The organism is Hydrogenophaga sp. (assembly GCF_018780385.1).
In the GTDB taxonomy this organism is placed as follows: Bacteria; Pseudomonadota; Gammaproteobacteria; order Burkholderiales; family Burkholderiaceae_C; genus Hydrogenophaga.
Genome location: NZ_JADMJO010000016.1, coordinates 91,368 through 117,157 on the forward strand (window position 1 = coordinate 91,368; position 25,790 = coordinate 117,157).

Annotated in this window: 18 protein-coding genes and 1 riboswitch; of the genes, 7 read left to right on the forward strand and 11 right to left on the reverse strand. The window is 68.0% G+C overall.

All coding sequences use genetic code 11. The features are described 5' to 3' along the window. The first annotated feature begins 19 nt into the window (after positions 1–19). A complete protein-coding gene (locus IV113_RS08645) occupies positions 20–2,155 on the forward strand; it encodes an AsmA family protein (RefSeq protein WP_291083139.1) in 2,136 nt (711 codons plus the stop codon). A gap of 145 nt (positions 2,156–2,300) precedes the next feature. Next, positions 2,301–2,465, forward strand: coding sequence for a DUF1328 family protein (locus tag IV113_RS08650; protein WP_291083142.1), 165 nt, complete (start codon positions 2,301–2,303; stop codon positions 2,463–2,465). Positions 2,466–2,489: 24 nt separating this feature from the next. Here the strand turns inward: IV113_RS08650 and IV113_RS08655 are convergent, their stop codons facing one another. From IV113_RS08655 to IV113_RS08665, 3 genes are read right to left on the reverse strand one after another with little or no spacing between them, the layout of a single operon-like run. Next, complete coding sequence (locus IV113_RS08655) at positions 2,490–3,209, reverse strand: hypothetical protein (RefSeq protein ID WP_291083144.1); 720 nt, start codon at positions 3,207–3,209, stop codon at positions 2,490–2,492. Then, positions 3,206–3,694: a DUF1854 domain-containing protein gene (locus IV113_RS08660; RefSeq protein ID WP_291083147.1), complete on the reverse strand. Its 489-nt coding sequence runs from the start codon at positions 3,692–3,694 to the stop codon at positions 3,206–3,208. The genes IV113_RS08655 and IV113_RS08660 overlap by 4 nt, the downstream gene beginning before the upstream one ends. Beyond that, the gene (locus IV113_RS08665; protein ID WP_291083223.1) at positions 3,691–5,904 is read right to left on the reverse strand and encodes an ABC transporter ATP-binding protein; all 2,214 of its coding nucleotides are present in this window, start codon (positions 5,902–5,904) and stop codon (positions 3,691–3,693) included. The genes IV113_RS08660 and IV113_RS08665 overlap by 4 nt, the downstream gene beginning before the upstream one ends. A gap of 294 nt (positions 5,905–6,198) precedes the next feature. Here IV113_RS08665 and IV113_RS08670 point away from each other — a divergent pair, with 294 nt between their 5' ends. Both IV113_RS08670 and cphA read left to right on the forward strand, forming a co-directional pair. Then, positions 6,199–8,349 carry an ATP-grasp domain-containing protein gene (locus IV113_RS08670; protein ID WP_291083150.1) on the forward strand — a complete coding sequence of 717 codons (2,151 nt, stop codon included), beginning with the start codon at positions 6,199–6,201 and terminating at the stop codon, positions 8,347–8,349. A 55-nt stretch (positions 8,350–8,404) separates the two neighbouring features. After that, positions 8,405–10,984 (forward strand): cyanophycin synthetase, encoded by a 2,580-nt coding sequence (gene cphA, locus IV113_RS08675; RefSeq protein ID WP_291083153.1) that lies wholly within the window; start codon positions 8,405–8,407, stop codon positions 10,982–10,984. Between the two features lie 6 nt (positions 10,985–10,990). On the opposite strand, the gene IV113_RS08680 is transcribed toward cphA, so the two are convergent. Continuing rightward, positions 10,991–12,070: an acyltransferase family protein gene (locus tag IV113_RS08680; protein ID WP_291083156.1), complete on the reverse strand. Its 1,080-nt coding sequence runs from the start codon at positions 12,068–12,070 to the stop codon at positions 10,991–10,993. A 181-nt stretch (positions 12,071–12,251) separates the two neighbouring features. Here IV113_RS08680 and IV113_RS08685 point away from each other — a divergent pair, with 181 nt between their 5' ends. Next, positions 12,252–15,254: an autotransporter domain-containing protein gene (locus IV113_RS08685; RefSeq protein ID WP_291083158.1), complete on the forward strand. Its 3,003-nt coding sequence runs from the start codon at positions 12,252–12,254 to the stop codon at positions 15,252–15,254. Positions 15,255–15,281: 27 nt separating this feature from the next. Here IV113_RS08685 and IV113_RS08690 read toward each other — a convergent pair whose 3' ends face one another. The 7 genes from IV113_RS08690 to IV113_RS08720 all read right to left on the reverse strand — a co-directional run bounded on the left by IV113_RS08690 (position 15,282) and on the right by IV113_RS08720 (position 23,236). Then, positions 15,282–17,315 (reverse strand): VWA domain-containing protein, encoded by a 2,034-nt coding sequence (locus tag IV113_RS08690; protein WP_291083161.1) that lies wholly within the window; start codon positions 17,313–17,315, stop codon positions 15,282–15,284. Between the two features lie 15 nt (positions 17,316–17,330). Continuing rightward, a complete protein-coding gene (locus IV113_RS08695) occupies positions 17,331–18,131 on the reverse strand; it encodes a CbbQ/NirQ/NorQ/GpvN family protein (RefSeq protein WP_291083226.1) in 801 nt (266 codons plus the stop codon). 41 nt (positions 18,132–18,172) lie between these two features. Beyond that, complete coding sequence (locus IV113_RS08700; protein WP_291083164.1) at positions 18,173–19,549, reverse strand: cbb3-type cytochrome c oxidase subunit I; 1,377 nt, start codon at positions 19,547–19,549, stop codon at positions 18,173–18,175. A 68-nt stretch (positions 19,550–19,617) separates the two neighbouring features. Then, positions 19,618–20,451 carry a c-type cytochrome gene (locus IV113_RS08705; protein WP_291083167.1) on the reverse strand — a complete coding sequence of 278 codons (834 nt, stop codon included), beginning with the start codon at positions 20,449–20,451 and terminating at the stop codon, positions 19,618–19,620. Positions 20,452–20,704: 253 nt separating this feature from the next. Then, complete coding sequence (fdxA, locus tag IV113_RS08710) at positions 20,705–21,028, reverse strand: ferredoxin FdxA (protein ID WP_291083170.1); 324 nt, start codon at positions 21,026–21,028, stop codon at positions 20,705–20,707. Positions 21,029–21,034: 6 nt separating this feature from the next. After that, complete coding sequence (locus tag IV113_RS08715) at positions 21,035–22,240, reverse strand: NnrS family protein (protein ID WP_291083173.1); 1,206 nt, start codon at positions 22,238–22,240, stop codon at positions 21,035–21,037. A gap of 96 nt (positions 22,241–22,336) precedes the next feature. After that, positions 22,337–23,236 (reverse strand): LysR family transcriptional regulator, encoded by a 900-nt coding sequence (locus tag IV113_RS08720; RefSeq protein WP_291083176.1) that lies wholly within the window; start codon positions 23,234–23,236, stop codon positions 22,337–22,339. Positions 23,237–23,383: 147 nt separating this feature from the next. Between IV113_RS08720 and IV113_RS08725 the strand changes: the two genes are divergently transcribed. Together IV113_RS08725 and IV113_RS08730 are read left to right on the forward strand one after the other, a co-directional pair. Next, positions 23,384–24,559, forward strand: a complete 1,176-nt coding sequence (locus IV113_RS08725) for a M20 aminoacylase family protein (protein ID WP_291083179.1) — start codon at positions 23,384–23,386, stop codon at positions 24,557–24,559. Positions 24,560–24,577: 18 nt separating this feature from the next. Further along, positions 24,578–25,570: a tripartite tricarboxylate transporter substrate binding protein gene (locus tag IV113_RS08730; protein WP_291083182.1), complete on the forward strand. Its 993-nt coding sequence runs from the start codon at positions 24,578–24,580 to the stop codon at positions 25,568–25,570. 8 nt (positions 25,571–25,578) lie between these two features. Then, a riboswitch (glycine riboswitch) is annotated at positions 25,579–25,673 on the forward strand. Positions 25,674–25,790: the final 117 nt, after the last annotated feature.

Below are 25,790 nucleotides of genomic sequence, written 5' to 3' on the forward strand. Positions count from 1 at the left end.
TGACAGGTTCCAATGGGGGATGAACGCAAACCCAGTCACGGCCCCTGCTTCACCCCGCCTGACGCGACGCGCGCGTGTCGCGTTGGCGGTGGGCGGCGTGTTGGGCCTCGTGTTGCTGGGCGTGGTGTGGGGTGAGGTCAGTGGCTGGCCCGTGTTGCGCCAACCGATGGAGCGGGCCATGACGCGCAGCGCGGGCGTGCCGGTGCAGCTGGAGGGTGCCGTGAAGCTCCACCTGCTGTGGCGCCCGCGACTGGAAGTGGATCATTTGCGCATTGCGTCCGACGAACGCTTCAAGGTGCCGCACCTGATGGACGCCCAGCGCGTCACGCTGGCGTGGACCTGGGGCGATGTCTGGCGCTGGCGCCAGGGAGACCAGCTGCGGGTGCAGGCCCTGCGCGCCGGTGAACTCGACGCGCACCTGGTGCGCCTCGAGGATGGTGTGGCCAACTGGCAGCTGGGCGCACCCACCGCACCGAAAGACCCCGACGCGCCGCTCGGTCTGCCGCGCTTTGGCTCGCTGATCACGGACCGGGGTCGCATCACCTGGACCGACGCGGTGCAGGACGTGGACCTGAAGGTGGCGGTGCAAGGGCGCGAAGGCGACGCCCTGCAAGGCGCTGCGTCGGGTTATGTGGCCACCTTCAATGGTCGTTACCAGGCCCTGCCCCTGAAGCTGCAGGTGGAGGCCGGCAGCACCTTGCCGCTGCTGCAGGACGCCGACGCCACCACCGCTGCGCCCTGGGTGCCCATGCGCGTGGAAGGCAGCGTGGGTTCGTCGCGCCTGCTGTTCGACGGCCAGGCCGCCGCCTTGCTGGGCACACCGCGCCTGGAGGGCAAGCTGCAGTTCAAGGGGCGCTCGCTCGCCGATGTGGGTGACCCACTGGGTGTCACCCTGCCGCGCACACCGCCCTTCGATCTGCGCGGCACGCTGGCGCACGAAGGCGGCGCCTGGCGCCTGCAGGCCTCCAGCGCCGCCATCGGCAGCAGCCGGCTCGCCGGTGATCTGCTGTTTGATCGTCGCGTGAAACCCGCCAAGCTCAGCGGCCGGCTCACCGGCTCCAAACTGGCGTTTGCCGATCTGGGTCCGGCGATCGGCACCCAGGGATCCACGGCCGCAGAACCGGACACCACCCCGCCCGGACGCGTGTTGCCGCAGCGCCGTTTTGATCTGCCCTCGCTCAAGGTCATGGACGCCGACGTGCAGGTGAACATCGACGTCGTGGATTTCGGCACCCCGGCGATGGCGCCCATGAAGGCCCTGCAAACCCGCTTGCAACTGGACGGCGGCGTGCTGCGCCTGGGCGCGTTGCAAGCTGCGGTGTCCGGGGGATCCATCAAAGGCTCCACCCAGCTCGACGCCAACGCCAGCCCGGCCGCGTGGGCCGCCGAACTCGACTTCACCGGCATCGACATGGCCGGCTGGGTGCCCGGCATGAGCACCAGCGAAGCGTCCGCCACACCCCCCGCGCCCAAGGGTGCGGCCACGCTCAAGCGCGAACGCAACCAGGCTCGCAAGGGGGGTGACCAGGCCGTGAAGTCCTACCTCACCGGGCAACTGTTCGGTCGCGTCAACGTGCGTGGCGCGGGCCGATCCACCGGCGAAATCCTCGCCAGCCTGGACGGCCCGGTGCACCTGTCCTTGCGCGACGGCACGCTGTCCCACCTGGCCACCGAGGCGATGGGCCTGGACGTGGCCGAATCGCTGGGCGTGCTCATCCGGGGCGACCAGCCCCTGCCCCTGCGCTGCGCCCGCTTCGACTTGACGGCCCGAAACGGCGTGCTCACGCCCACGCTGGCGGTGATCGACAGCGCCGACAGCACCATCCGCATCACCGGCCAGGTCAGCCTGCGCGACGAGTCGCTCGCGCTGCGTTTTGTCACCCGTTCCCACGACTGGTCGCCGCTGTCCTTGCGCACGCCGGTCACCGTGGCGGGCACGCTGGGCGATCCGCAAGTGGGCATCGAGGCCAAGGGCCTGGTGGGTCGGGTGCTGGGCGCCGTTGCCCTGGGCGTTGCGGTGGGCCCGGCGGCGGCCTTGCTGCCCCTGGTTGAAAGGGGCTCCACCAACGCGGTGGACCCTTGTACCGTGGCAGCGGCCCCCGCAAAGGCAGCCCCGGCCAAACCCGCCGCCCCGCCCTCGGGTCAGAAGCCCTGAGCGTCGGCGTTTTCCTACAGCCGGTCAGGGCGGCGGCTTGCAGAAGCCGCGGGCGGGCCTGCCTACATTGGAGCCAGCGCAACGGCAGTCGTTGCGACCCAACCCGCCGAGGCGCTCAGCGTCCAGGCACAGCCAGGAGCCCGTCATGCTGCATTACGCCGTCGTCTTTTTCGTCATTGCCCTGATCGCCGCCGTGCTGGGCTTCGGGGGCTTGGCTGCCGGTGCCGCGGGCATCGGCAAGGTGCTCTTCGCCATCTTCATCGTCATGGCCATCGTGACGATCGTGGCCGACCTCGTGCGTCGCCGCTGAGACTGAAGCTTCCAGCATCCGCGATCAGGAAGTGCCGCGAGGAGGAGGCAACAAGGCCTTGGCCGCTTCGACACGCAACGCCAGCGGCGCTGACGCATCGTTCATCACCGACATCAGGAACTGCCTGGGCTCCATCGGCGCATTGCCGGGGGGCTCGGGCGGTTTTGTTTGTGCGGGCGCGTGCGCGGGCTGAGTTGGCGGGATCTCCGCCGTATTCATGCGCCGCAGGGCGTGGGCCCATTCATCGGGCTGGATGCATTTCAGCCGCGACAACAGCTCGGCTTGTGCGTCCAGGCCGGGCGCCATGTCCAGCCACGGGTCTTCGCCAAACACGGCGGGCAGATCCGGGCTGACAAACGCCGACCAGTTGCCGGTGGCTTCCTGGCGCGCCGGCACGGCGGGGGCACGGCGAACCTGCTCTGGTGACGCCACGTCGACGGGTGGCCACCGCTGGATGCGCGCGGGCGCGACGTCGGGCAGGTAACGTTGGCGCAGCTGCTCCAGGAAGCGCCGCGCCTGTTCCAGCGGCACCGGTTGGGCCAGCGAGAACCACAACTGGTAGCTGTCGGTGCCGGAGACCGCGATGGCCGGGGCGGGCAGTTCCAGGTCGGCCTGCACGCCTTGCCAGACAGCGCGCAGCGCGGCCCAGTCGGCGGGCCGGGCCAGGCCCAGCATCAAGGTCCGCGTGTGCCCGTCGGTGGCGTCGGAATAGAGGCGCTGCTGCTCGGTGTCGAGCCGGCTCACAGGAAACGCTCCAGGTAGCGACGCGACACGCGATCCAGCTGGTTGCGGTCGGGGATGTCGAACACCACCCCGTGGGCGCTGGTGATCAGCAGGCGGCGCTGGCCCGGCAGGCGGCGGATGTCTTCCTCCACCTTGAGCACGAGCTCGGTGGGGCCACGGTCGGTGTCGACCTGCCAGGTGCTGGGGGTGCTGAAGGTGCTTACCTCGCGGATGCGCAACACCACCGGCGAGAACTCACGCTCCGACATCGCCTGCACCAGCGCGGCCTGGCGGGGCGCATCGAGCGTGTCGAGCCGTGCCACGAACACCATCTCGTGGCCGTCGGGGCCGACGATGGAGATGGCCTCCGTGGGCGCACTCAGGGGGAACGAACGCACCACCTGCACGCCCACCTGGGGCTCACCATCGGCCACGCGGCACACCCAGCGGCCCAGGGCATCGGGGAAGAGATCGAAGTCGGCCAGGGTTGGGGTGTGGGTGGTCATGGCGGGAGGTTGCCGGTGTGCGCCGAGGGCTGCGGCAGGTGGTGGGCCAACGCGTTGTCGATGTGGTCGGGGTCTTCGGCGGCGGCCTGGCGGGCCTGGGCCTCGTGCAGGCGCCAGTAGTGGCCCTGGCGCGCCATCAGTTCGTCGTGCGGGCCCACCTCCACCACCTCGCCGCGGTCCATCACCACGAGCCGGTCGGCCTTGCGCAGCGTGGACAGGCGGTGCGCAATCGCAATCGTCGTGCGGCCCTGCACCAGGTTGTCCAGCGCCTTCTGGATTTCCTTCTCGGTCTCGGTGTCCACCGCCGAGGTCGCTTCGTCCAGGATCAGGATGCGCGGGTCGATCAGCAGCGCGCGCGCGATGCTGATGCGCTGGCGCTCGCCGCCCGAGAGGCCCTGGCCGCGCTCACCCACCAGCGAGTCGTAGCCATGCGCCAGCCGCAGGATGAAGTCGTGCGCGTGGGCGGCGCGTGCGGCAGCCACGATCTCTTCGCGCGTGGCGCCGGGCTTGCCGTAGGCGATGTTGTCGGCCACGGTGCCGAAGAACAGAAAAGGCTCCTGCAGAACCAGGCCGATGTGGCGACGGTAGTCGGCCACGCGGAAGCGCCGGATATCGGTGCCGTCGAGTTCGATGCGGCCTTCGCTCACGTCGTAGAAGCGGCAGATCAGGTTGACCAGCGTGCTCTTGCCCGATCCGCTGTGGCCGACCAGCCCGATCATTTCGCCGGGGCGGATGTCCAGGTTCAGGTCGCGGATCACCGAGCGGTTGCCGTAGCGGAATGCGATGCCGTGGATGCTCAGACCGCCGCGCACCGTCACGTCCTGCACCGGCTCGGCGGGCTCGGGCACGTTGGACACGTGGTCCAGGATGTCGAAGATGCGCTTGGCCCCGGCAGCGGCCTTCTGCGTCACCGAGACGATGCGGCTCATGGAGTCGAGCCTGCCGTAGAAGCGGCCGATGTAGGCGATGAAGGCGGTGAGCACACCGACCGTGATGTCGCCCTTGGCGATCTGCCAGATGCCGAAGGCCCAGACCACCAGCAAGCCGATGTCGGTGAGCAAGGTGACGGTGGGCGTGAACAGGCTCCAGGTCTTGTTGATGCGGTCGTTGACCACCAGGTTCTGGTCGTTGGCCTCGTGAAAACGGCCCGACTCGCGCCGCTCCTGCGCGAAGGCCTTGACCACGCGGATGCCGGGAATGGTGTCGGCCAGCACGTTGGTCACATCGCCCCACACGCGGTCGATCTTCTCGAAGCCGGTGCGCAGGCGGTCGCGCACGCGGTGGATCATCCAGGCAATGAAGGGCAGCGGCAGCAGCGTGACCAGCGCCAGCCAGGGGTTGATGGAGAACAGGATGGCCGAGGTCATGAGCAGCATCAGCACGTCGGTGGCGAAGTCCAGTGCGTGCAGCGAGAGGAACACCGAGAGCCGGTCGGTTTCGGAGCCGATGCGGGCGATCAGGTCGCCGGTGCGCTTGGCGCCGAAGTAATCCAGCGAGAGGCCCAGCAGGTGGTCGAACGCGCTGGTGCGCAAATCAGCGGCGATGCGCTCGGACACCAGCGCGAGCAACCAGGTGCGCGCCCAGCCCAGCCCCCAGGCCACGAGACCCGCGCCCAGCAAACCCGACAGCAACAAAGCCACATAGCCCGTGTCGATCTGCTGACCGTTCTGGAACGGGATCAGCACGTCGTCCATGAGCGGGATGGTCAGGTAGGGCGGGACCAGCGTGGCGGCGGTGGAGGCCAGCGTGAGCAGGAAGCCCGCCAGCAACTGCCAGCGATAGGGCCGCGCGAATCGCCACAGGCGCAGCAGCACCCAGGTGGAGGGGATGTCGGCCAACTGCCGAGCGCAGACCTCGCACTCCTCGCTGTCGGGGTTCAGGGGCGACTGGCACGACGGGCAGCGCTGGACGGCTTCGGGGGCGGGTGCCGCGCCGCCCTGCAGGCGGGCGATGGCCTGGTCGAACTGGCGCACCAGCCGCAGCGCGGCCGGGTTCTGGGCCAGGGTGAAGCGCCAGCGCGTGCGCAGGCCGCTGGCGTCCAGCAGGTCCAGCGTGGCCACGCCGGCCAGGTCGGTGTGCTGCAGACGCAGCGTGCTCTCCAGGGGCCAGGCCTGCCGGCTGCCGTGGGCGGGCAGCTGCACCAGTTCGCTCGGGGTGAGCAGCAGTTCGCCGGCGGCGAAGTGACCTTGCTCGTCCAGATCGAGGGTCATGCGGGCCAGCACGTCCGTTGGTGGGGTGTCGGCCGACGAGGGGCCGAGGGGGGCGGGACGGGGTGTGGCAGCGGTGGTTTGCATGAACCGGAAATTGTGCGCCAAGTCGCCAGCGTTGCTGGTGTGACATAGAGCCACAATTTGTCGTGCCTGGCTCAGGCGCATGGCCCCGGGACAGCGCAAAATGCGGGAGTCGGGTGCACGGGCACCTGCACCGGGCGGCGCCTCAGGCGTGCGTCCACCGTTGACAGCCGGGCCCACTGCCCGGCTTTTGTGCGTTCAATCCCAGGTTTTATGGATTCAAACCGTTTTGCGTTGACTGTGCTTCGCCATCGTTTTCTGGGTGGACCCAACATCTGGACCTACCGCTCCGCGATGGAGGTCTGGCTGGATCTGGGTGAGCTGGAGCAGCGACCCTCACACACCATCGAGGGCCTCACCGACCGCTTGCTTGCCCTGTTGCCGGGCCTCGCATCGCACCACTGCGGCGTGGGTGAGCCCGGTGGGTTCCTGCAGCGGCTGCGTGAAGGCACCTGGGCCGGCCATGTGCTGGAGCACTGCGTGATCGAGTTGCTCAACCTCTCCGGCATGCCCACCGGTTTCGGCCAGACGCGCAGCACCAGCCAGCCGGGTGTGTACCGCATGGTGTTTCGCGCCCGCAACCGCGCCATTGCCGAGGGGGCCCTGAGCCACGGACATGCGCTGCTGCAGGCGGCGATGAACAACGAACCCTTTGACGTGGCGGGCGCGGTGAAGGCCCTGCACGACGTGGTCGACGCGACCTGGCTTGGCCCCTCCACCTGGGCCATCGTGAGCGCGGCCACCGAGCGCGGCATCCCGCACCTGCGCCTGACCGACGGCAATCTGGTGCAACTCGGCCAGGGCGCGCGCCAGCGCCGCATCTGGACGGCAGAGACCGAGCTCACCAGCGCGATCGCCGAGAACATCGCCGGCGACAAGGACCTCACCAAATCGCTGCTGCTGAGCTGCGGCGTGCCGGTGCCCGAGGGCCAGATCGTGGCCAATGCCGCCGAGGCCTGGGAAGCGGCACAAGACATCGGTCTGCCGGTGGTGGTCAAGCCCAGTGACGCCAACCACGGGCGCGGTGTCTCGCTCGAACTCAGCGAGCAGGCCGACATCGAGCGCGCCTTCGCCATTGCCGATGCCGAAGGCAGTGACGTCATCGTCGAGCGTTACATCCTGGGCAACGAGCACCGCGTGCTGGTGGTGGGCGGGCGCGTGGTGGCGGCCAACCGGGGCGAGAGCCTGTGGGTCACCGGCGACGGCGTGGCCGACGTGAAGACCCTCATCGACCTGCAGCTCAACAGCGACCCGCGCCGTGGCGAGGCAGAAGAATTTCCGCTGGAGACGATCCGGCTGGAGCGCGAGCCGGCCATGGCCCTGCTGCTGGAGCGCCAGGGCCTGGGGCCCGACGCCGTGCCCGCCGCGGATCAGCGCGTGCTGGTGCAGCGCAACGGCAACATGGCCTACGACTGCACCGACGAGGTCCACCCCGAGGTGGCCTACATGGCGAGCCTGGCGGCCCGCGCCGTGGGCCTGGACATCGCGGGCATCGACATGGTCACGCAGGACATTGGCCGCCCCTTGCACGAGGTGGGCGGCGCCATCGTGGAAGTCAACGCCGGCCCCGGGTTGCTCATGCACCTGCGCCCGGCCATCGGCCAGCCGCGCCCGGTGGGTGAAGCCATCGTGGCGCAGTTGTTCGATCCGGCCACGCCCATGGCCGGGCGCGTGCCCCTCATCGGTGTGAGTGGCACCCGGGGCACCGCTCTGCTGGCCCGCGCCGCGGCCTTCCTGCTGGATCTCGCCGGGGCACCGGCCGGCCTCGCCTCGAGCGAAGGCATCCACATCGGGCGCCGTCGCATCGAGCGCGCCGGTGCCGACTACTGGGAGCAGTGCCAGCGCCTGCTCATGAACCGCGAGATCCAGGGGCTGGCGGTGGAGACCGCGCCCTCGCTCATCCTCGACCACGGCCTGCCCTACGACCGTTGCCTGGTGGGCGTGGTCACCGACCTCGGTGGCTGGGAAGGCCTGACGCACCACGACATCTTTGACGCCTCGGGCATGCCGCGGGTGCTGCGCACCCAGGTCGATGTGGTGCTGGAGCAAGGTGCCTGCGTGCTCAACCTGGACGAGCCCGGCGTGGCCGATCTGGCACGCCACTGCGACGGGAGCAGCCTGGGGTATGGCGCCGGCCCGGTGCCGGCCGATGTGGCGATGCCGCGCACCGTGCGCTGGCAAGGCCAGGCGGTGTGCCTCATCGACAACGGCGAGGTGATCGCCCGCGCGCCGCTGACAGGCATCGCCGACGCCTCGACTGCCCACATTCTGTGCGGTGCGGCCGCAGCAGCCTGGGCCGCCGGCATGAGCCCGGTGCTGGTGGCCGCCGGCCTGCAGCGCTTTGACACGCTGCCGCGCGCCTGAAGCGTCCCTGCCCGACCGTTTCCCGACCGAACTCCAACCGAATTCCGCCCTCCCCATGGACATTTCCCGCATCCGTGCCTTGCGTGGTCCCAACCTCTGGACCCGCCAGACCGCCATTGAAGCCATCGTCCACTGCCCGCCCGAGGAGCGCTCCCTGAGCTCCCTGCCCGGCTTCGAGGCTGCGCTGCGCGAGCGCTTCCCGCAGCTCGGTCGCTGGCCGCGCCCGGCCAGCGACCTCTCACTGGCCAACGTGCTCAAGCTGGTGGCGCTCGCCCTGCAGGCCCAGGCCGGCTGTCCGGTGAGTTTTTCGCGCTGCACCGAAACCGTGGTGCAGGGCACCTACCAGGTGGTGGTGGAGTACACCGAGGAGGCCGTGGGGCGCGAGGCCCTCAAGGCGGCCGAGCAACTCATCGCGATCGTGCGTGGTCTGAAGGACGAGGCCTTCGATGTGGAGGCCGTCATTGCCCGCCTGCGCGAGCTGGACGAAGACGTGCGCCTGGGCCCGTCCACCGGCGCCATCGTCAACGCGGCGGTGGCCCGCGGCATCCCCTACCGCCGCCTCACGCAGGGCTCGCTGGTGCAGTTCGGCTGGGGCTCGCACCAACGCCGCATCTGGGCCGCCGAGGTCGACACGACCAGCGCGGTGTCGGAGAGCATCGCGCAGGACAAGGACCTCACCAAGAACCTGCTGCGCGCCGCTGGCGTGCCGGTGCCCCTGGGCCGCCCCGTGGACAGCGCCGAGGAAGCCTGGACCGTGGCGCAGTACATCGGCCTGCCGGTGGTGGTGAAGCCGCGCGACGGCAACCAGGGCAAGGGCGTGACGGTGAACATCGTTTCGCGCGAACACCTCGAGCTGGCCTACCGCGCGGCTGTCGAATACGGCCAACCGATGGTGGAGAAGTACCTGCCCGGCAGCGACTACCGCCTGCTGGTGGTGGGTGACAGGCTGGTGGCCGCGGCGCGGCGCGACCCGCCGCAGGTGACGGGCGACGGCGTGCACACCGTGGCCCAGTTGGTGGACGCGGTCAACGCCGATCCCCAGCGCGGCGATGGCCACGCCACCTCGCTCACGCGCATGCGCATCGACGACATCGCCCTGGCCCGCCTGCAGATTCAGGGGCACACCCCCGATACCGTGCCCGGCAAAGGTCAGCGCGTGGTGCTGCGCAACAACGCCAACCTCTCCACCGGTGGCACCGCCACCGACGTGACCGACGACGTGCACCCCGAGGTGGCGGCGCGCGCCGTGGCCGCGGCCCGCATGGTGGGGCTGGACGTGTGCGGCGTGGACGTGGTGTGCGAGACCGTGCTCACACCGCTGGAAGACCAGAGCGGCGGTGTGGTGGAAGTGAACGCGGCCCCCGGCCTGCGCATGCACCTGAGCCCCTCGTACGGCAAGGGCCGCGCCGTGGGCGAGGCCATCGTCGACCACCTGTTTCCGCCCAACCAGAACGGCCGTGTGCCGGTGGTGGCCGTGACCGGCACCAACGGCAAGACCACCACCGCGCGCCTGATCGCGCACCTGTTGCACACCCAGGGCATGCGCGTGGGCATGACCAACACCGATGGCGTGTACGTGAACGGCCGCCAGACCGACAGCGGCGACTGTGCGGGTCCACGCAGCGCGCGCAACGTGCTCATGCACCCCGAGGTGGATGCGGCGGTGTTCGAGACCGCGCGCGGCGGTGTGCTGCGCGAAGGGCTGGGCTTTGACCGCTGCCAGGTGGCCGTGGTCACCAACATCGGCTCGGGCGATCACCTGGGCCTCAACTACATCACCACCGTGGAAGACATCGCGGTGCTCAAGCGCGTGGTCATCCAGAACGTGGCGCCCACCGGCTACGGCGTGCTCAACGCGGCCGATCCGCACTGCGTGCGCATGGCCGAGGTCTGCACGGGCAAGGTGATCTTTTTCTGCAGCGACGCCCACAACCCGGTGCTGGCCACGCACCGGGCGCAGGGGCGCCGCGCGGTCTGGGTGGAGGGAGAACACATCGTCGCCACCCAGGGCGAACGCCGCCACCAGGTGGCCCTGGCCGACATCCCCATGACCATGGGCGGTCGCATCGGTTTCCAGGTGGACAACGCCATGGCCGCCCTGGCCGCGGCCTGGGGCCTGGGCATTCCGTGGGCCCGAATCCGGCAAGGACTGGCCACGTTCCAGAGCGACGCGGGCAGCGTGCCTGGCCGCTTCAACCTGATGAGCCTGCGCGGCGCCACCGTGATCGCCGACTACGGTCACAACCCGGACGCCATGCGCGCCCTGGTCGCGGCCGCCGAGGCCATGCCGGCCCAGCGCCGCATCGTGGTGATCAGTGGCGCGGGCGACCGGCGCGACGAGGACATCCGCGAGCAGACACGGATATTGGGCGCGGCCTTCGACGAAGTGATCCTGTACGAGGACGCCTGCCAGCGCGGCCGCACCGAAGGCGAGGTCACGGGACTGCTGCGCCAGGGACTCGAAGGCGCCACGCGCACCCACCGCATCGACACCATCCAGGGCGAGTTCGTGGCCATCGACACGGCGCTGGAGCGCCTGCAACCCGGCGACCTGTGCCTGGTGCTGATCGACCAGGTGGAGGCCTCGCTGCGCCACCTGCGCGAGCGGTGCGCAGAAGGCAACACCACCGCCTGAGCCGGCTCAGCGGGCTGGCGCGGCCCGGCCCAGCTGGCCCACGCGTTGCTCCACCCCATGGTGGAACGCCGCGCCGGCCAGGTTGCACGCCAGCCAGGCCACCAGCACCCCGAGCGTTTGCACCCAGGCGTCGGGGCTGGCGTAGCGCGTGAACCAGGCGTTCACCACCAGCGCCACCGGAAAGTTCAACAGGAACACCCCGTACGAGATGCGGCCCAGATAGCTCAGCGCGCGGCTGCGTGGCCAGGTGAAGAGCCAGCCGCTGCGGTGCGCCCAGGCCAGGGCCAGCGCCACGCACAGCGCCAGCGCGATGCGGGTGCGCCAGTCCAGGGCGAGCGCCAGGGCGGTGAGCAACACCATGCCCACCAGCCACGCCGGCGCGCGCCGCCCGGAATCTGCGCGGCTCACCCAGTACGCCAGCGCCCCCAGGCCGTAGGCGCCGAAAAAGTAGATCGCCCAGTTGTCCCAGTCGCTGTCGCGGTTGAAGTGAAAGAGCGATGCCAGCACCATGGCCACCACCAGCAGCGGCGCCAACGCGCCCGACCGCCGAGTCGCCCGTTGTTCCAGCCACAGCAGACCGAGCAGCAGCGCATAGAGCTGCACGTCGATGGCCACATACCAGACGCCCGCCGACAGCGAGTCCACACCGAGCACGCTGTGGATCAACAGGGCGTGTGCCACAAACTGCCACAGCGTGGGTGGAGCGGGTAGCGAGTCGTGCGTCATCCAGTACCGTGCGATCTCGGTGCACACCATGGCCAGCAGCAGGGCCGCCATCAGCGGCAGGCTCACGCGCAAGAAGCGTTGCCACAGCAAGGCCAGCGGGCGCTCGGTGCGCAAGCGCCCGCCAGGCGCCAGGCTGCGCGCGGCCAGGAAGCCCGCCACCACCAGGAAGATCTGCACCGCGATGCGCGCGTGCTGGCTGAACCAGCCCACCAGGCCCGGGGCGAGCTGGTGCGTCCAGTCCGACATGGGGCCGTAGAACGCCAGGTGGTGCAGCACGATGAGCTGTGAACCGACAGCTTTGAGCGCGTCGATGAAGGGCATGCGCTCGCTGGTGGCGGCGGGGCGGTGGGAGGTGGGCATGGTGGGGATTGCAGAGGAGATCAGGTCGGCATCATCGCCGCTGCGTGCTCCGCCGCTTCCCGCATGGCATGCAGCGCAGAAACGAAGGGCCCGAGAAGGCCGGGGATGGCGTGGCAGTTCGGGTCTTCCGCGCGTTTTCAGAAGCACACACTGTGAAGCTTCTCCCCCAGGCGCAAACCCCATGACCTCCCCCACAAAAAGAAGCAGGCGCCTCAAGCAACTGGAGCGGTTGGCGGTATCTGCCACGCCCCGTCTGAGCATCGTTGCGGCCGCGGTGATGCTGTGCGGTTCGGGACTGGCGCAGGCCCAGCAGACCATCTCTTCCAGCACCACCTCGACCGTCACCGCCACTGGCGGGGACATCGTGGTCAACGCCGGCGTCACCGTGGGCAGTGGTTCTGGCGTCGTCACGCCCATCGTGGTTGACGGCGTCGATGTCGGCAACCTGACCAACCACGGCAACCTGCTCAGCAGCACGAGTGGTGGAACGGGGCTGTATTTCAACAGCACCGCCAGCCTGGCGAACATCGTCAACAACGGACAGCTGACCAGCAAGGGCGGCATCCAGCTGCGCTCGGCGGCATCGATCGTCAACAACGGGGCCATCCTGGGCACCGACCGCGGCATCACGGTCTACGCGACCGCCACCGGTTCGAGCATCACCAACAACGCCTACCTCAATGCCTTCACCCAGAGCTTCTCGGCGATTGCGAATCAGGCGGGCAGCACGCTGGTCTCGGTCACCAATGGCGCCAGCGGCCTGATCAGCGGGCTGTACGCGGTGGAGAACCACGGCGTGATCACGACCTTGACCAACCACGGCTCCATGTGGTCCCGGCACTGGGTGCCCCTCGCCGCCATCGGTGGCGGCGGCAGCATCACCACGTTGATCAACCACGGCAGCATTTCTGGCGCCGGCTCGGCGGCGGCCATCGACCACACCGTGGTCAACCTGGTGAACGCGCAAGGGGGCGGTTCGCCCCTGAGCATCACCATCCAGCCCACCAACTATTCCATCGTCATCCAGTCACCGACGGCGTACGGCAAGTTGTCGGTGCGCAGCGCCAACGGCGCGATGAACTTCGGCATCCACACGGGCTCCTCGGTCACCTCGGGCTACTACTACGGCGCCGTTCTGAGCGGTGTCACGGGCAGCTACCTGGCCAACACCTCGGGAACCTACGGCAGCACCGCCTGGAACCTGAGCCTGGCCTCGGGCAGTGACAACATCTGGAACCTGTGCTTCGGCGGCGGGGCCTGCTCCTACACGCTTTCCAGTGACATCCTGCCGGGGCAGACCTACCCTTCCTCCGGTCTGGGAACGTCGGTGAACAGCAGCTTCGATGGCGGCACGCTGGAGATGTCCAGCGCCTCCACCGTCACCCAGAATTTCACCATCAGCGCGAACGACGGCACCATCGACCAGCAGGCCCTGGACTCGACCTTCACGGGGAATTTTTCCGATGCCTCCGTGGGCGCGGCCGGCAAACTGATCATCAGCAACAGCGGCACCGCGCGCCAGGGCTCGATCACCCTGTCCGGCATCAACACCCACACCGGCGGCATCGAGGTGCAGGCCGGCGCGATGCTGGTGATCTCGGCCCCCTCGGCACTGGGCACCGGCACGCTGGCCCTGGTCGGTTCGGCCACGGTGCCCGCCGCCCTGGGCACCACGCAGACGATGACCATCACCAACGCCATCACCGTGGCCGGTGACCCGGTCTTCAACGTGGCCCCCGGCACGACGCTGACGGTGAGCAGCCCCATTGCCGACGGTGCCACGCCGGGCGACATCGAGATCGCGGGCGGAGGCACGCTGTTGCTGACCGCGGCCAACACCTACACCGGCCCAACCCTCATCGACGTCGGCTCGACGCTGGCGCTGGCGGGCGCAGGATCGATCACCCCCACATCGGCCGTGAGCAACAACGGAACTTTCAACGTATCCGCCGCCAGCCAGACGGTCAGCCTGGGCGGCAGCCTGGTCCAGTCCGCGACCGGCAACCTGGTCGTGCGCGCCGAGCCCACCAGCTTCCAGCGGATCGACGTGGCCAGCACGGCCACGCTCGCCGGAACCCTGACGCTCAACGCCACCGCCGGCACGTACCGGATGGGTCGCTATACCCTGCTCACCGCCAACGGCGTGGGCGGCCGCTTCACCACGCTGTCGACCAACCTGGGCTCGGTCACACCGCTGGGCTATTTCCTGAGCTACGGCGCCAACGACGTGTACCTCACCCTCGCGCCCTCCGCTGCCCACACGCTGCAGGACATCCAGGACAACGCCCGCCAGATGGCCACGCTCTACAGCCTGCAAGGGGCGGCGCTGCAGGCCGGCCTGTCGTACGACTGCAGCAGCTACGACCGACACGGCATTTGCGTGGGCCTCGGTGGCCGCCGCAGCCAGACCAATGGCAGCCAGGGGCGCCATGTGCAGGCGGCCCAGGTGGTCGTCGCTTACCGCGCGGCCCCGGGCCTGCAGGTGGGCGCATTCGCCGACTGGTCCGTCAGCGCCAAACTGTCCGATCAGATCCGTCTGCGTGGCACCCGCCCCATGGTCGGCTTGTTTGGTCAGTGGAACCACAACGCCGACAGCAGCGGCTGGGCCGTGCGGGCATCGGCCGCCTTCTCCGACAACGCGCTGGCCATTGACCGCAGCGGCGGTGATTTCAGCGAAGCCGGACAAGGCCGCACGCGCGTCAATGCGCAGGCTTACCAGCTGATGGCGAGTTACACGCACGCACTCGCAGACCGCGTGACGGCCGCTCCCTACCTCGGCGTGCGCCATTCCCGCATCCACACCCGCGGCTACACCGAGGCCGCCAGCAACGATGTCGCCAGCCCCCTGAGCTTCGACGCACAGCGCCAGCGTGCCGTCGTCGCCCTGGTCGGCGTGGGTGTGCGGGCACAGATGGCCGAACAGCTCACTGGCAACGTCACGGTGGGTGTTCAACACGACCTGAGCCGCTCGATGGGCCACTACGCGGGCAGCAGCGAGATCCCCGGCCTGAGCAATTTCAGCGTTGCAATGCCGGACGCACAACGGACCCGGGTCACGGCCTCGGCCGGCCTGGACTACCGGTTCAAGAAGAACGAGCGCCTGGGCGTGAACCTGGTCTGGCAGGAGCAACCCATCGGCAAAAGCGTGCTCACGGTCTTCACGGGCTACACCCTGGGCTTCTGAGTTCGTGTGGGCTGCTTTCAGGCAAACCTACCGCTTCACCAGCCGCTGCAACCAGTCCAGCAACACGGTCGGCAGCGCGCCCGGCGTCGACAGGAGGGCGTGTTGGTGAGCACCGAACACGGCGGGCAGGTAGCTGGCGGCCTGCCGGTCCACCGCCAGGCAAAACGGCGAGATGCCCTGCAATCTGGCTTCGGTCACGGCCTGGCGGGTGTCTTCGATGCCGTAGCGGCCTTCATAGACGTCGCAGTCGTTGGGTTTGCCGTCGGACAACAGCAGCAGCAGCCTGTGGGTGGCGTCTTCGCGCATGAGCGTGGCGCTGGCATGGCGCAAGGCGGCGCCTGTGCGCGTGTACTGATCGGGTTCGAGCGCCGCGATGCGCAGCGCCACGGTGGGGCTGTAAGGCTCATCGAAGCGCTTGATGTCCCACAGGCTCACCGCGGCGGGCCCATTGCCGGAGAAGGCCTGCACCGCGAAAGGTTCGCCCATCACGCCCAGGGCAATGCACACCAGCAGCAAGGCTTCGCGTTCGACGTCGATGACGCGGCGGCTGTTCGAGATCCAGCCATCGGTTGAACCACTCACGTCGATGAGGATCAGGATGGCCATGTCGCGGCGGGCGCGCTGTTGCGAGCAATACAGGTCGTCGGCCATGGGCCAGCCGGCGCGCATGTTCACCATGCCTTCAACGCAGGCTTCCAGATCGATGTCATCGCCGTCTGTCTGGCGGCGTCGCAGCGTGCGCCGAGGGCGCAGTGCCGCGAAGCGCTGACGTATGGCGCCGAGCAACGAGCGGTGTTCGGCCAGGGTGTCGTCCACCCACTGTTGGGTGCCGATGGGTGCCGCCAGCAGCCGAACTGTGGCGCCGGGGTGGCGGTAAGCCTCGATCCGGCCATCCCACTCGGGGTAGCAGAACGCTTGCGGTGCGTCTGCAGCGGCGGCGTTCGTGTGTCTGGGCTGCACTGCAGGCGGGTCGTCGGACAGCAGCACCTCGGGGGCCTGGCCCGGGGTCCAGACCAGCCGCGCCTGTGCGAGCTCGGAGACGAGGTCGGCGAACTCGTCGGCACCCGCAGACTGGTCGCGATCGGTGGGCCGCTGCATCCCGAACGGATCCTCGGCCTGTTCGTGGGGCACGTCGGGCGGGATCATCCACGCGCCCTGCGTCTTCTCGTCTTCCTGCTCGGCGCCCTCGCGCACCTCGGGGCGGCGCGTCAGGCGTGCGCTGCGCGGCGCGCAGGTGGTGGCGTTGTCGGCCGCGTCATTGCCCGCCAGCGCTGAGCCCGTGGCCGCGCCGGGCGGGCGCAGATCGCCGGTCCAGCTGTCGCGGAACAGGGGCGATGGGCCCAGGCGCCCAGCGCTGGGTAAGTCGCGGACCATTTCGGCCGCGAGGAGGTGTGCGATGTAGGCCGATTCTTCCGGCGACGTATGGGTGGGTGCGTGCACATTCGGCCCCTCGCAAGGCTGCGCGATCAATTCGCGCACCCAGGCTTCCAGCGGGCGGCGCGACGCGGTGAACTGCGACAAAGGAGGGCGGGCCGCGAGCGCGGCGCTGCGCAGGCTGTTCAAGGCCCTCGCCATGCCGGGCAACAGCCGCGCCAGCGCCGCGTCGGCCGCCACCGCCTCGATCAACAGGTAGAGGTCGAGCACCAGCGGTGAGGCACAGCGGTCCAGGCCTGCGGCACTGCCTCGGCTCGCTCGCATGGCCTGCACCAGGGCCATGGTGCGAAAGCGGTCCATGGACAACTCGGTATCGGCGAGGCCGGTATCCGACGGTAACCAGATGCACTGGCCATCGGTGGCGGGCAGCGCGACGGTCGCCTGCGGGAACGCATGGCGCTGGAACGTGTGGGCGAGCAAGGTGGGGCGTGCCGGCGCTTGCGCCGTGCGCAAGCGGTAGGAGGTACCGAACACCGCCTCGATCAGCAGGTCCAGGCGTGGCGCCACATCCGACAGCAGGGTCACCGGCCGGGACGGCGCCTTGGCCCGGTGCCGCTGCCACAGGGTCTGTGTGAAGACCGTCGCGTGCCGGGCCACGTCGGTGATCACGTCCTCGGCTTCGGCCATCGGGCAGTGCCTCGATCAGACAAAGGTCGCGTCGACCAGATCGTGCATCGCACCCACCAGCGCTTCGTCGTCCGACAGCGGCGACACCACGGCGCTCCGGCAAGCCTGCCGTATCGGTATGCCGCTGACCACCAGCGCGGCCGCCGCGATCAACAGGCGGGTGCTCGGTACCTCGGCCAGACCGCGGTCGCGCAGCGCGCGCAAGCGTTGCCCGAGCGACACCAGCGCCATGGCGGTGCCATGGTCGGCTCCGGCCTCGCTCTCGATGATCGCCGCCTCACGCAAGGCCGGTGGAAAGTCGAAGTCGAGTGCCACGAAGCGCTGCCGCGTGCTGGGCTTGAGGTCCTTGAGCATGCGCTGGTAGCCCGGGTTGTAGGAGATGACCAGCTGAAAACCGGGTGCTGCCACCAGCGTCTCGCCCGTCTTGTCGATCGGCAAGATGCGGCGGTGGTCGGTCAATGAATGCAAGACCACCATGGTGTCTTGCCGGGCTTCGACGACTTCGTCGAGGTAGCAGATGGCGCCCTCGCGCACGGCGCGGGTGAGTGGCCCGTCCTGCCAGGCGGTGCCGTCGTGCCGGATCAAAAAACGGCCGATCAGATCACTCGCGCTCAGGTCGTCGTGGCAGGAGATCGTGATCAGAGGGCGCCGCAGCTTCCAGGCCATGTGCTCGACAAAACGCGTCTTGCCGCAACCGGTGGGGCCTTTGAGCATCACGGCCAGCCGCAGGGCGTGGCAGTGCTCGAAGACGGCCACTTCCGAACCCGAGGACAGGTAATACGGCTCGCTGGCGGGCAACCGCTCGGGCCCGTCCAGCGGGCCAACGGTGTGGAGCAGCGCAGCAGCCAAGGGGTTGCTCACGAGGTGGACAAGACCGGCTCGGTGGCAGAGCGTGGCGCAGTGGTGTCCGCCACGACATCAAAGCGGGGCGCATGGCGGAAGAAGTCGTAGATGAACAGTCCCACGCCGATCGCGAACAGCGACCCGGTGGCGATCAACATCACGAAGTGCACCTGTATCTTCAACTGCGCGTCGAGATAGCCCATGCCCATGATGCGCTCCAGGTAGACCTGCGCGATGCCGGCGGTGGCGAACGACAACGTCATGCCGAACATACCGCCAATCTGCATCCAGAACGCCCAGTAACCCAGGCTGCTGCCTTGCTCGCTGCGCCCCGGCGCCATCGCCGGCAGCGCATAGGTGATCATCGCCAGCACGATCATGGCGTAGGCCCCGTAGAAGGCCGCGTGTCCGTGCATCGCGGTGATCAGCGTGCCGTGGGTCCACTTGTTGACGTCGGGGAACGTGTGGGCCAGACCCAGCAGACCGGCGCCGAACAAGGTGAACAGCGCGCTGCCGATGGTCCAGTGCAGGGCCAGCGTGTTGGGGTGCGAAAAGCCCGCTCGGCGCATGGCCGAATACGCGAACATCGCCATGCCAACGAGCGCCGCTGGCTCCAGTGCGCTGAAGATGCCGCCGATGGGCAACCAGTACGAAGGAACGCCGACCCAGTAGTAGTGGTGCGCCGTGCCCAGAATGCCGGCGATGAAGACCAGGCCCACGATCACGTACAGCCACTTCTCCATGACCTCCCGGTCAGCGCCGGACAGGCGGATCAGCAGGTAGGCCAGGAAGCCGCCCTGGATCATCACCCACACGCCCTCGACCCAGAGGTGGATCGTCCACCAGCGGTAGTAGATGGACACGGTGTAGTTCTCGTACTCCAGCAGCGCGGGCAGGTACAGCAACGCGGCCAGACCGAGGCCGAGCACCAGCACGCCTTCGGTGGTGGTGAAGCGCTTGGAGCGCCAGATCGTCATGCCGATGTTGTAGAGAAAGATCAGCATGCAGATCACGATCACGATCTTGTGCGGCAGGGGCTGTTCCAGCAGCTTGTTGCCGGTGCCGTAGCGAAACAGATAGCCCACCACGGCGGTCACGCCCATCAAGGTCCACAGGACCAGTTGCACGTAGGCGAGCTTGGTGCTGTAGAGCTCGGTGCGCGATTCGTCGGGCACCATCCAGTAGGTCGCGCCCATGAAGCCGGTCAGCACCCACACGATCAGCAGGTTGGTGTGGATCACCTTGGTCACATCGAACGGCAGGATGTTCAGCAGCGGATCGGGGCCGAGGTACTTGGTGGCCGACAGCAGCCCGAACACCAGCTGCAGCCCGAACAACACCATGGCCACGGCGAAATACCAGTAGGCAACCGATTGAGACCTGTAGCGCATGTCGAAACTCCTTCAGGGGTGGCGGCGGTGGCCCGCTGCCTGTGTGGGCTGGACGGCTTCGAAGCCCGTTACTTGAAGGTCGCCAGGTAGGCCGCGAGGTGGCCGACCTGCTCGGGTGTCAGGTCCTTTTCGTAGGTGTTCGGCATGAACGAGACCCCGTTGGCCGAGTACATCGCGCCCGCGACCAGGTGCGCGCTGGGTCGGGTGATGGATTCCCGGATGAAGGTCTCCAGATCGGTGGCGGAGCCCTTGTAGCCCGGAGACGCCAACGTCTGTTGCGTGCGTGTGGCGATGCCGGCCAGCGATGGGCCCGCCATGTCGGCGCCGGCCGTGAGGGAATGGCAGGCGGTGCAGGCGGGTGCGGCGGTCCGGAACACGCGCTCCCCGAGGATCACCGGATCTTTGTCGGACACCGCTGCGGTGGATGTCGCTGCGGCTGCGGGCACCGGGGCGTTCCCTGCCGTTGCGCCCAGGCCGGTGACCATGATCGGCCGCGGTGGCCAGCCCTGGTTGTCCACCTTGCTCACCCAGTCCAGAAACGCGATCAGACCGTCAATGTCGGCATCGCTCAGATTCTGCTGGGGCATCAGCCTGCGATGGCGTTGCTCGTCGTAGAACTTCGAGGGATCTTTCAGGAAGGCTCGCAGGTAGGGCGCGCCGCGCTGTTGCGCGATCTTGGTGAGGTCGGGTGCGTAGTACGCACCTTCACCGAACAGGGTGTGGCAGTTGATGCAGTTGTTCTTGTGCCAGACGTTCTTGCCCAGAGTGACCGCGGGCGTGATGTTCTGCGCGTTCGTCAGTTTTGGAAACTGGCGATGGCTGTCGACGGTAAGACCCAGAAAGATCAGCGTGGCGAGCAGGGTTGAGCCGATCGCGAAGTAACGTGCCTGACGCTTGTTCATAGGTGTGCACCGGCGTCAGACGCTGATGCCCGTCCAGTAAATGACGCTGATGGTGGCTGCGTACACGATGCCGGCGACCATCAAACCGAGCACGACATGGCTGAACACCTTGAGACTTCGGTACGCGGTCATGGGCAGCACCTCGACGGTTGCGTCGGCGTTTTCCCAAGAGCGAGAAAAGCAGGCAGACGGTGCATGTTGACGAGTCCGCCTTGCTCGGTCCGTACGGAAGCGTACTTAGTGGCGCTGTGCCTCATCGCTTCAGCTCGCCGAGTTTCGATTCGATGTGGCTCCACTCGTCGGCATCCGGCAGTGGCAGCTTGGTGCGGACGATGGGTTTCCATTCGCGCGCCAGCTCGGCATTCAGGGCCGTGAAGTGCAGTTGATGGCCCGGCACATCTTCCTCGGCATAGATGGCATTGACGGGGCACTCCGGGACACACACGGCGCAGTCGATGCAGTCGTCGGGATCGATGACGAGGAAGTTCGGCCCTTCGCGAAAGGCGTCGACCGGGCACACGTCAACGCAGTCGGTGTACTTGCAGCGTATGCACGCTTCGGTGACAACAAAGGTCATGGCGGCTCAGCCGTCCTTGCCGTCGAGACGGGGCGCGACCAGCCAGGGCGCAAAGACCAGCAGGTACAGCGCGAATGCCAGGCCCCAGGCCAAGGCAGCGGCCACCAGCCAGATGACGAGGTGCTGCGGCGCCAGCAGCGGCAGCAGGACCCGGGCCACGGCCGCGCCGGCCACCAGCAGGTAGGCGGCCACCTCAAGGCGCGACACCTGCAGCGCCCGCCCGGTGTGACCGCGTGCGGTGCGGGTGATCATGCCGATGATGAGCCCGCCGGTGGCGCCCACCGCCAGCGCGTGGATGCCGGACGAAACGCCCACCAGGCCGAGCTGCGACAGCGCGAGCAGCACCAGGCCGACGGGCAGCCAGGCATACGCGAGGTGCAGCACCCACAGGATGGGGCGCGAGCGCGTGCGAACCGGCTTCCAGCGCCACAGGCGCTGGGCATGCAGCAAGGCAGCGGCACCGAGAACAATGGCGGTGAACACGTTGGGCGGTGCCAGCACCCACAGGGCCAGCGCCAGGGCCGTGGTGCCGAGCGTGACCTGCTCGAGCAGCGGGGGCACCTGCAATCTCACGCCGGGCAGCGCCGACAGGGTGAACGCCGGGATCACACGCCCGGCGATCACGCACTCGATCATCACGACCAGCGCCAGCCCCGCGTGCAGGGCACGGACCGGTGCGATGTCGAGGACACCGCTCACGGCCGCGTGAAACGCCGCGTTGGCCAGGGCCAGCAGCAACAGGATGGCGCCGAGTGGCAGGTTGCGCCGGTTGCCGGCGCGCAAGAGCACGCGGATGAGGACGGCCGCCACCAGCGGCAACAGCAGCAGGTCCAGCAACGCGTAGACCACATAGGGCGCGAACACGGCCGCGAGCCGGGCGGCCAGCCACAGCCCGGCGAGTGCGGCCAGCACGGCGCCGCGCGGCGTGTCCAGGCCGGTCCATGCTTTGCCTGCCGTCAGCAGAAAGCCCACGATCACGGCCCCGGTGAAGCCGAACAACATTTCATGGGCGTGCCAGAGCACGGGTGAGACCGTCAGAGCCAAAGACACCCGACCCAGCAGAAGCGCGATCCACAGCGGGATGGCCAGCATGCTGTAGGCGGCGGCGCCCAGGTAAAACGGACGGAAGCCGAGCCGCAGCAGTGGCCACCCGTGGGGCGAGGGCGCGGGGGCTGGCGCGTTGGCGGTGAGCATTGCGAGGGGAGTCGTCATGGGAGGCACAAGCTTCGGATCGGTGCGTATCCCAGGAGCGGGATAAACATTCATTTGAAGTGCATCTTAAAGAGATCCGCTTGTGAAAGCAACACGTCACGGCGTGAATGTCAGCGCATCGGTCCAGTTCGGCAGGTGTTCACGCAAGATGCGAATCGCCGGCGCCTCCTGACGCTTGGCCAGGGTGACCAGCCCGAAGCGCGCCGTGGCGTCCAGGCCGGGTGACACATCCAGGCGGACCAGATCCGCCGCCACAGCATGGACGGTGAGCAAGACGGCGTTGCTGCGCCGGGCCACTTCAACGATGCTCATCGTCTCGTCACAGCGCAGGGTGACCATGTCGTCCGGGTTGGCTTGCGGGCCGTAGCGGGCAATCAGGATGCGCGCGACTTCGTCGCTCAAGGGTGTGGATGCCACCGGATAGGCCATCACGTCCTCAATACTGACCGGACCGCTGCGTAGTGCCATGGGGTGGTCCGGTCGCACCAGAAAACCGGCGGTCAGCTCAAAGGCCAGCGACACCTTCAGTTCGGCTGAAGGGCGCATGTCCCGGATGTCCACGATCGCAGCGTCCAGATGCTGTTCGCGCAACGCATTGAGCAGCACGGCGGTTCTGCCACGCGAGATGTGAACCTGAAGCCGGGGGTGGTGCTCCGCCATGTGCAGCATCAGTGGTGTGCTCAGGAGCGCGCCCGGTGCTGAACTCAGACCCACGCGGAGTTGGCCGATGAGCCCCGCGTGCAGCCCCTGGCCAGCTTGTTTGAGTGCCTCGGCGTCGCTCACCAGTCGTCGTGCTCGCGCCAGCACCTCGTCGCCGAACGGGGTCAGTGAAATGCGCCGCCCCAGGCGGTCAAACAAGGCGCCGCCCAGCTCCTCCTCCAGCGCGTGAATGCTGCGGGTGAGAGCGGGCTGGGTCAGAAACAGGACCGCCGATGCCTGCACGAACGAGCCCACGTCGGCCAAAACCACAAAGTGCCTCAGCTGCACCAGCGTCATGTCGGATCTCCACTGAAAGTTATTGATCGTTGATCTGCAATGCATTGGACTTTAATTCCAACGCTTTCTAGCATGCAACAAAGTTCATGAAACTGGTCGCCAGCGGCACTTGAATGCCGCTTTGCACAACCCACCGGAGTGTCTGCCTTGGAACGTCTCAGCGATTTCGCGGTTCAGGAGTTCGTCGCACTGCGGCGCGACATCCATCGCCATCCCGAGTTGGCCTTCGACGAGCACCGCACCAGCGCCCTGGTGGCTCAGAAGCTGCAGGCCTGGGGTTACGCGGTCACCACCGGCCTGGGCGGCACCGGGGTGGTGGGGCAACTGCGCCGCGGCAACTCGAGACGCGCCATTGGCCTGCGCGCGGACATGGACGCGCTGCCCATCGTCGAAGACAGCGGCGCGGACTGGACCAGTTGCCACCACGGTGTGATGCACGCCTGCGGTCACGACGGCCACACCGCCATGCTGCTGGCCGCCGCGCAGCACCTGGCCACCCGGGGCACCTTCGACGGCACGCTCAACCTGATCTTCCAGCCCGCCGAAGAAGGCGGTGGCGGAGCCGTGAAGATGATGGAGGACGGCCTGTTCGAGCGCTTCCCGTGCGATGCCATCTTTGCCATGCACAACATGCCCGGCTTCGCGCAGGGCCAGTTGGTGTTCCGCAGTGGCCCGACCATGGCATCGTCCGACTACGCCACGGTGACGCTGCACGGTGTGGGTGGCCACGGCGCCATGCCCCACAAAGCCACCGACGTGGTGGTGGCGGCGGCCTCCATCGTCATGGCATTGCAGACCGTCGTCTCGCGCCATGTGGACCCGATGCAGCCGGCCGTGGTCACCGTGGGCGCCGTGCACGCGGGCCAGGCCAACAACGTGATCCCGGCCTCGGCCCGGCTGGAGCTCAGCGTGCGCGCGCTGGACCCGCAGGTGCGTCGCAGCGTCGAGCAGCGCATCCGCGAACTGGTCCGCCTGCAGGCCGACAGTTTCGGTGTTCGCGCAGAGCTGGACTGGCGCCCGGGTTACGCGGTGCTGGTCAACGACGCGCGACAGACCGAGCTCGCACTCGCAGTGGCTCAGGCCCACTTCCCGCCCGAACAGGTGGTGGCCCAGGGTCCCATGCTCACCGGCAGCGAAGACTTCGCCTTCATGCTCGAACGCGTGCCGGGCAGCTACCTGTTCATCGGCAACGGCACCGGCCAGGAGCCCGGCGCCTGCATGGTGCACAACCCGGCCTACGACTTCAACGATCACAACATCGCCACCGGCTCCGCCTACTGGATTGCGCTGGTCGGTGAACTGCTTTCCCCCACCCACCCCTGAACCCCATTGGAGACAACCATGACCAGCCCCTTCAAGACCTTGATGACCGCTGCGGCCATCGCCCTGGCCAGCCTGTCGAGCCTGGCGCAGGCGCAGAGTTACCCCACGCGCCCGGTGACGCTGATGGTTCCTTATCCGGCGGGTGGCTTGTCGGACGTGATCGCGCGTTCGGTCAACAACACGCTGGGCAAACAACTGGGCCAGCCGGTGGTGATCGAAAACCTGGGTGGCGCCAGCGGGTCCATCGCGGCGCAGAAAGTGCTCAACGGTTCCAGCGACGGCTACACGGTGTTCCAGGGTTCGCCCAACGAACTCATCCTGGCCCCGCTGGCCATCGCCTCCATCAAGTTCAAGAGCGAAGACTTCCGCCTGGTGCAGATGATCGCCACCGCGCAGATCGCCTTTCTGGCCCGCAAGGACTTCCCTGCAAACACCGTGGACGAGTTCCTGGACCAGGCCCGCAAGGCAGCTCAACAGGGCCGGCCCCTGACCTTCGCCAGCGTAGGCCCGGGCTCGTTCTACCACCTGCTCGGCGAGCACCTGTCCAAGGTCACCGGCATTCCCATGGTCCACGTGCCGTACAAGGGCGCGGCACCGGCCGAGCAGGACCTGCTGGCCAGCCAGGTCGACTTTTTCCTGGCGCCCTACGGCAAGAAGTACGACGACATGCACAAGAGCGGTCGCGTCAAGGTGCTGGCCATGCTCAACAGCGAACGGCTGGAGAGCGTGAAGAACTACCCCGCCATCACCGAGAGCACGCAGCTCAAGGACTTCACCTTCAACATCTGGACCGGTTACTTCGTGAAGAAGGACACCCCGGAGCCCGTGGTGAACGCGCTGCACAAGGCCATCACCGAGACGCTGGCCGATCCGGGGGTGCACCAGGCGCTGGAAGCCAACAGCCAGCTGCTGGCCAAACCACTGTCATTGAAAGCGGTGGACAAGGCTTACGCCGACGGCATCCAGCAGTTCCGAGCCATCGCGAAGTCCATCCAGCTGCAGGCACAATAAGGGCCTCAACACGTCGACCGGGAGAGACTGGCTTGCAAGACAAGCCGGCGCCGAAGGAGCAACCGCCCCGGAAACTCTCAGGCAAAAGGACCGGTCGACACGCAACACACTCTGAAGAGTGGTCGGGATTCGTCCCCCGGCCCACCGCAGGAGCAAGCCAGCCCCATGGGCCGGTGAATCTCTCAGGTCACAAACAGAGGGGGTCATGATCCGCACACGG